The sequence below is a fragment of the Rhizobacter sp. P1_G5 genome (assembly GCF_056405435.1).
The window spans coordinates 1-6151 of the sequence record NZ_JBFUCB010000365.1; the positions used below are offsets into that span (position 1 = coordinate 1).

The 6151-nt window shown below is 74.7% G+C and carries 2 protein-coding genes; both read right to left on the reverse strand.

Translation table 11 applies throughout. The features are described 5' to 3' along the window. On the reverse strand, nucleotides 1–3528 hold a 3528-nt coding region (locus AC1D12_RS21860; RefSeq protein ID WP_477842812.1), incomplete at its 3' end, for a type I polyketide synthase. Between the two features lie 2 nt (nucleotides 3529–3530). Beyond that, on the reverse strand, nucleotides 3531–6151 hold a 2621-nt coding region (locus tag AC1D12_RS21865; RefSeq protein WP_477842813.1), incomplete at its 5' end, for an SDR family NAD(P)-dependent oxidoreductase.

A 6151-nucleotide genomic window follows, 5' to 3' on the forward strand; every position in this document is an offset into this window, starting at 1 on the left:
GCGCACGCCGCGCAGCCGGGCGACCGGGGCACCGTGCTCGTCGCTCAGGTCGATGTCCGCCCCCGCCTCGCCGCGCAGCACCGCGACCGCCTGCACGCGCGCCAGGCCCGGGCGCAGCAACTCGACCTGCTCGATGCCCATCGGCGCCCACAGCGTTGTCGGCACGCCCTGCGCGGCCACCGCGCACAGTTGCAGCGCGCCGTCGAGCAAGGCCGGGTGCAGCCCGAACGCCGCTGCCTGCGCCTCGACCTCGGCCGGCAGCACCAGCGAGGCCCGCGCCCAGCCGCTGCCGCGCTGCACCGCATGCAGGTTGCGGAATGCCGGCCCGAATGCGACGCCAAGCGCCTCGAACCCGGCGTAGATCTCGCCCGACGACACATAGGCCGCACCGCCCGCCGTCTGCAGGGCCTCGGGCAACGGCCCATCACCCACCGCCGCAGTGCAGATGCGCTGCCACGTCTCGTCATCCAGCGCCTGGTGCAGCTCGACCGCCCCCTCGCGCACGATCGCCTGCCAGCGCGCCGGCCCGCTCTCCGGCAGGTACAGCGGCCGCTCGACCGCGAACGCCGACAGCGCCCGGCCGCCGGCCGCCGCACGGCACGCCTCGACCATCGCCGCCGCCGGCATCAACAGCCGCCCGCCGATGCGGTGCTCGTGCAGCGCACCGGCATCGCCCACCGACCACTGCGCGTCGAACACGGTGGCCGTGGTCGCGGGCGTCGACAGCTTCGCGCCGAGCAGCGGATGCGCCCCGCGACGCGAGGACGGCGCTGCCGCAACCGGCGTCGGCCGCAGCCAGAAGCGCTTGCGCTGCCACGGGTAGCGCGGCAGGTCGACCACCTCGCCGCCCTCGCCCGCCACCGCCTCGGCGTCGAGCGTGTGGCCGCGCACATGCAGCGCGGCGGCGGCCTGCAGCAGCGACTCGCGCTCCGGCCGGCCGCGGCGCAAGGACGCGAGCACCTGACCCGTCGCGCCCGATGCGCCCGCCGCCGCCAGGCTCTCGGCGATCGACGCGCTCAGCACCGGGTGCGGGCCGATCTCGAGGAAGCTGCCGAAGCCGTCGCCGGCCATCGCGGTGATCGCCGCATGCAGGCGCACCGGCTCGCGCACGTTGCGGCCGAAGTACGCGCCGTCGAAACGCTGCCCGGTCGCGAGCCCGCCCAGCACGGTCGAGTAGACCGGCACGGCCATCGCCTGCGACGGCACATCCGCCAGCAGCCCGGCCAGCGTCTGCTGGAACGGCGCCATCTGCGCGCTGTGGAAGGCGTACTGCACCGGCAGCATGCGGTGCGAGATGCCGCGCCGCGTCAGCGCCGCCAGCAGTTCGTCGAGCGCCGCCGGCTCGCCCGACAGCACGATGCTGCGCGGGCCGTTGACGGCGCCGAGCGCCAGGCGGTCGCCATAGGGCTTCAGCAGCTGCACGGCTTCGTCTTCGGCCAGGCTCGCCTGCGCCATGCGGCCGGTGCCGGTGGCCTGCTGCATCACGCGGCCGCGCTGGCAGACCACGCGCACCGCATCGGCGAGGCTCAGCACGCCGGCCACCTGCAAGGCCGCGATCTCGCCGACGCTGTGGCCGACCACGCCGTCGGGCACGATGCCCCAGCTGCGCCACAGCGCCGCCAGCGCGACCTGGATCGCGAACAGCGCCGGCTGCGCGACCTCGGTGTCGGCGAGCCGGGACTGCGCCTCGTCCTTCGCCAGTTCGGCCTGCAGCGACCAGCCGGTCAGCGGCTGCATCAAGGCATCGCAGGCATCGATCACGTCGCGGAACACCGCCTGCGCGGCGATCAGCTCGCGGCCCATCGCGAACCACTGCGGGCCCTGCCCGCTGAACACGAACGCGAGCCGCGGCACGCCTTCGCCCGGCACGCGGCCACAGGCGACAGCGGGCGAGACCTCGTCGCGCAGGAAGTCACCCAGGCGCGCCGCGAAGTCGTCGCGCGTGCGGCCGACCAGCGCGAGCCGGTGGTCGAGCGCCGAGCGGCGCGCACCGGCGCTGTGGCACAGGTCGGCCAGGCTCGCGGCGCTGCCGGGCAGGAAATCGCTCCAGGCCTGCGCCAGCGCGCGCAGCGCCGGCTCGCTCTGCGCCGACAGGTGCAGCAGCCGCGGTTCTCCGTCGGCGGACGGTTCGTCAGCCGGCAGGCGCGGCGCCTCTTCGAGGATCACGTGCGCATTGGTGCCGCCGACGCCGAACGAGCTGGTGCCGGCGCAGCGCGTCTGCGCGCCGGCCGGCCACGGCACCGGCTGCGCGGCCACCCGCAGCCGCGTACCGTCGAGCGACAGGTGCTTGTTCAATTGCGTGAAGTGCAGCTGGCGCGGGATCAGTTCGTGCCGCATCGCGAGCACGGTCTTGATGACGCCGCCGACACCGGCCGCGGCCTCCATGTGGCCGAGGTTGGCCTTCGCGGCGCCGAGCCAGCAGGTGCCGCCGCCCGCTTCCACGCGGCCGACGGTGGCGGCCAGCGCCTCGACCTCGATCGGGTCGCCCAGCGGCGTGCCGGTGCCGTGCGCCTCGATGAAGCCRATACGGCCGGGCGCGAGCTGCGCCGACGCGAGCGCCTCGCGGATCAGCGCCTGCTGCGCGAGGCCGTTCGGTGCGGCGAGCAGCGTCGAATGGCCGTCCTGGTTGACGGCCGAGCCGCGCACCACGGCGAGCACGCGGTCGCCGTCGGCGATGGCATCGGCGAGGCGCTTCATCACGATCACGCCGCAGCCCTCGCCGCGGCCGAACCCGTCGGCGCTCTGGTCGAAGGTCTTGCAGCGGCCGTCCGGCGCCATGAAGCCGACCTTGCTGAGCGAGATCATCAGGTCGGGCGTCACCATCAGCGAGACGCCGCCGGCCAGCACGGTGTCGCTCTCGCCGTGGCGCAGGCTCTGGCAGGCGAGGTGGATCGCGACCAGCGACGACGAGCAGGCGGTGTCGATCGAGATGCTGGGGCCGCGCAGGTCGAGCAGGAACGACAGGCGGTTCGCCAGCACGCTGTGCACGGTGCCGGTCAGCGTGCGCGCGTCGATCGCTTCGGGGTCGCGGTATTCGAGCAGCTGGTAGTCGTTGTGGTAGCTCGCGATGAAGACGCCGGTGCGGCTGCCGCGCAGGCGATCGCGCGTCAGGCCGGCGTCGTCGAGCGACTCCATCGCGACCTCAAGGAACAGCCGCTGCTGCGGGTCCATGCGCTCGGCCTCGCGCGGCAGGATGCCGAAGTACGCGGCGTCGAAGCCGTCGATGCGGTCGATGAAGCCGCCCCACTTGGTGGCGGACTTGCCGGGCGCGGAGGCATCGGGGTCGTAGAGGGCGTCGGCGTCCCAGCGGTCGGCCGGCACCTCGCGCACCGCATCGACGCCGTCGACGAGCACCTGCCAGAACGCCTCGGGGCTGTCGGCACCGCCGGGGAAGCGGCAACCCATGCCGACGATCGCGATCGGGTCGGCGCGCATCAGCGCCTCGCTCTGCGCGCGCATCTGCTGGGCCATCAGCGCGAGCTTGACGGCGGAGAGCTGGTTCAGCGGCGGAACAGGCTTGTCGCTCATCGTCAGCGCCTCTTGCGCAGCAGGCGGGCTGCGTCTTCGTCGGAGAGTTCGGCGACGGCGGCCAGCACCGGAGCCGCGGCCTCGGGTGCGGCAGGCGGCACCGCGGCCAGCTCGTGATCGCCCGCCAGGAACGCCACCAGCGCATCGACCGTCGGGTAGTTCCACGCCAGCGTCGCCGACAGCGGCTTGCCGTGCAGCGGCTCGAGCCGGTTGCGCAGCTCCAGCGCCATCAGCGAGGTCAGGCCCATCGTGCCGAGCGGCTTGCGGGCGTCGATCTTCGCCGGCGTCAGCTTCAGCACGCGGCCGACGACGTCGCGCACCGCACGGTCGAGCGCGCGGCGGCGCTCGGCCGGGTCGCTGCTCTCGACGAGCGGCGCATCGCCCACCGGCAGCGCCGCCTCGGCGAGCAGCTCGTTCAGCAACGCCACCTCGCGCGCGCCCAGGCTCTTGCGCATCGCGCGCCAGTCGACCGGCATCACCAGCAGGTGCGGCACATCCTGGCGCAGCGCGTCGCCGAGCAAGGCCAGCGCCTGCGACGGCGCGAAGCCGCCGATGCCCTGGCGCTGCAGCTCGTCGAGCTGGCGCCGGCCGCCCTCGCCGCGCATCACGCCGGTCTGCGTCCACACGCCCCAACCGATGCTCTGCGCGTGCTGGCCCTGCGCGCGGCGCTGGCGCGCCAGTGCGTCGAGGAAGGCGTTGGCCGCGGCATAGCTCGCTTGGCCGGCTTGCGGCATCACGGCCGCCATCGACGAGAAGAACACCAGGCGATCGAGCTCGGGCAGCGCGCGGTGCAGGTTCCACGCGCCCTGCAGCTTCGGCGCCAGCACCGCGGCGAGCGACGCGGCGCCGAGCTCGTGCAGCAGCGTGTCGTCGGTGATGCCGGCCGCGTGGATCACGCTGCGGATCGGCGGGCGGCCCTCGGCGCGGTGGCGCGCCAGGAAGGCCGACAGCGCGGCCTCGTCGGCGACATCGACCGGCACGTAGTCGATGTGGGCGCCTTGTGCTTCCAGTTCGCGCACCGCCTGCACCGCCGGCGTCGGCGATGCAGCCCACTGCTCACGCGCCGGCAGCGGCGTGCGGCCCAGCACCACCAGGTGGCGCACGCCCTGCGCGACCAGCCAGCCGGCCACGTGGCGGCCGACACCGCCGAGCCCGCCCGTCAGCAGACAACTCGCATCGGGGCGCCACGGCAGCGCCAGCGTCGGCTGCGGCGCAGCGCGGCGCAGCACCGGGCGCGTCCAGCGGCCGCCGCGCAGCGTGCACGAACCGGCATCGGCCTGCACCGCGTCGATCACGGCCTCGAGCCCGCCGTCGAGTTCGAGCAGCCCGCCGAAGCGGTCGCCGTGCTCGGCGGCCAGCGTCGCAGCCAGGCCCGACAGCGGCGCCTGCGCCAGCGAACCGGCGCTCACGAGCCACAGCCGCACGTCGATGCCGGCACGCAGGCGGATCACGGCCTGCGCGTCCTGCACGATGGCGTACAGCGCGGGCACGTCGCCGACCGTCTGCACATCGAGCGGCCGCAGGTCGACGACATCGAGGCGCGCCGACGGCGCGAGGCCCGCCAGCGCCGCCGCATCGGCCAGCCGGTGCACCATCTCGCCGCGCTGCTGCAGCGCCTGCGCGAGGCCGCCGCGGTCGCCGATCACGGCCCATTCGCGGACCTGCGGCTTCGGCGTCAGCACCGCCTCGGCGTCAGCCAGCGCGTAGAACGCATCGGCCGCATCGGCACGCGCTGCGGCGCCCAGGCGTTCGAGCACCAGGCCGTCGAGCTGCAGCACCGGGCCTTGCTCGTCGAACAGCAGCGCATCGACACGCACCGGCTCGCCATCGCCTTGCGGCGCGGTCGCGCGGGCATGGATCCAGCCAGGGCCGGTCAGCGGCCGCAACAGGCGCGCACCGTCGAGCCGCGTCGGCAGCCACAGCGCGCCGGGCGGGGCCAGCATCACCATCAGCTGGAAGCAGGCGTCGAGCGCGGCGGGCGGGATGCCGAAGCGCTCGTCGCCCATCGGCGAGAGCTGTGCCAGCGCTTCGGCGGGCGCGAACCAGGCCTGCGCGATGCCGTGCAGCGCAGCGCCGAATTTCGCGCCGGCGGCGTCGAGGCGTGCGTAGAAACCTGCCCCGCTGACTGCCGGTTGCGTGCGCAGCCGCGCCGGCGCGGTGGCGTCGTGGGTGATCGCAGCCAGCGGCGCGACGTACGCCTGCGCATGCAGCGTCCATGCGCTGTCGTCGCGGGTCTGGAAGCTCAAGCCCAGCGTGCCGTCCGCGCCGGCCACGGCCTGCAGCTGCAGCGCGCTCGCGACGTCGGGCTGCAGGTGCAGCGCGCGATCGAAGCGCAGGCCGTGCACGCCGGCACCCGGCGCCAGTGTCTGCACTGCGGCCAGCGACAGCTCCAGCCACGCCGACGCCGGCAGCACCGCGCTGCCATGCAGCGCGTGCGCGAACCAGGCCGGCACGCGGCCCGGGTCGATCGAGACATTCCACAGCGCACCCGCCGGCGTGCCGGCCAGCGCGATGCCGGCGCCGAGCACCGGATGCCGGCTGTCGACCACCGGGCCATGGCCCTGCCCGCCGGCCGGGGCGATGTCGGCCGCGGCGATCCAGTGGCGTTCGCGCTGCCACGGGT